Origin of the sequence: Emticicia sp. (assembly GCF_049241225.1) — a bacterium.
In the GTDB taxonomy this organism is placed as follows: Bacteria; Bacteroidota; Bacteroidia; order Cytophagales; family Spirosomataceae; genus Emticicia.
Genome location: NZ_JBMLRC010000430.1, coordinates 51001 through 52529, shown reverse-complemented (window position 1 = coordinate 52529; position 1529 = coordinate 51001). Strand labels below are relative to the sequence as shown.

At 41.5% G+C, this 1529-nt stretch carries 1 protein-coding gene; it reads left to right on the top strand.

The features are described 5' to 3' along the window. Positions 1–147: 147 nt before the first annotated feature. The coding region (locus ACOVO2_RS22380; RefSeq protein WP_421772105.1) for a SusD/RagB family nutrient-binding outer membrane lipoprotein at positions 148–1529 on the top strand (1382 nt) is incomplete at its 3' end.

The following is a 1529-nucleotide window of genomic DNA, read 5'->3' as shown; positions in this document are numbered from 1 at the left end:
AGCAAAATACCGCACTTCGACCCTGAGCAGTTTGGTTTTCAAGGACAAAAATTGATGTCGGGTGTAGAAGACATGAGCTACCCAACTACCCGTAGTTTTGGTGTGAAATTGGGCATTACATTCTAAGGTTTTCAAATCATTAAAGACATGAAGAAATTTAATAAATATATCATTGCTATCTTGTTTGTGAGCAGTTTGAGCTGTACGCAAGATTTCGAGAAACTTAACATTAATCCAACTGCCCCAGTTGATGTTCAGCCTGAGCTTTTGCTTCGTAAAGTGCTGTTCGACTTTGCCGACCAAATGTCGTACGAAGGCTTTGTGGCGGGAAATTTATTAGGACAACAGTTCACGGCCATCGACTTTAATTTATTCGACCGCCATAGCCTAACCGAACCTCAATACGGCGGAAATCCGTGGCCGTTTTTGTACGAAAACCTGCGTGATAATGAGATTTTACTGGCAAAATCAAGAGCAAATGCCGCTTTTGGTGTCTATGAAGGCCCAGCTTTGATTTATAAGGCTTACTTGACGGGAGTTCTGACCGACCTTTATGGCGATGTGCCTTACTCAGAAGCCTTGAAAGGAAAAAGTGGAAACGTAACGCCAAAATACGATGCTCAAAGAGATATTTATTTAGGAAAAGATGGAATCATTGATAACCTAAATTCAGCCATTACGGCTATTACGAATTATAAAGGAGCAACACGCTTGCAAGGAGATATTATTTTCAACGGTGACTTGACTAAATGGAGAAGATTTGCTAATTCGTTGAAATTCAAATATTTGATGCGTGCATCAGGCAAAGAAAATGTGGCAGAGCAGTTGAAACAAATTTTTGCTGGCGGAGACTATATCAAAGACGCTACTCAAAATGCGGTGTATGCCTTTACGGCTTCGCAACCCAATAATTTTAGAATGGCAACAGCTCGTATCGGTGACTTCAATTTGTTCATCATGTCGGAGACAATGGACGAAATTCTGACCAAACTCGACGACCCACGTAAGCAAGTGTTATTCCGCCCAACGGCCAATAACGCCAATGTTTATAAAGGCTTATTAAATGGGCCAGATGCTTCAAAACTTTCTATCTCGGTCGGAAACTATTCTTTTTCAGGAAGAATTTTCAGAGAAGATGCAGGTCGTTTGAAGGCCAATTTCTTGACAAGTTTTGAAATGAATTTCTTGCTGGCAGAAGCTGCCGAAAAAGGCTTCATCAGTGCCGATGCCAAGACTTTCTACGAAACAGGCGTAAAACAAGCCTTCGATTATTGGTATTCGATTTTGCCAGAAAATTACTTAAAAACTGGTCCAGCGGGATACAAAGTGGCAAACGCCAACCCAATTGAGCAGATAATTACACAAAAATGGATTGCCAACGTCATCAACGGATACGAGGGCTGGAACGAATACCGCCGCACAGGTTTCCCGAAACTTAAAACTATTTCGGCAAGTTTGAATCAGAATCTAATACCTGTTCGTATGCCTTACCCAACCACCGAAGATGCCCTAAACAACGCAAACTTCAA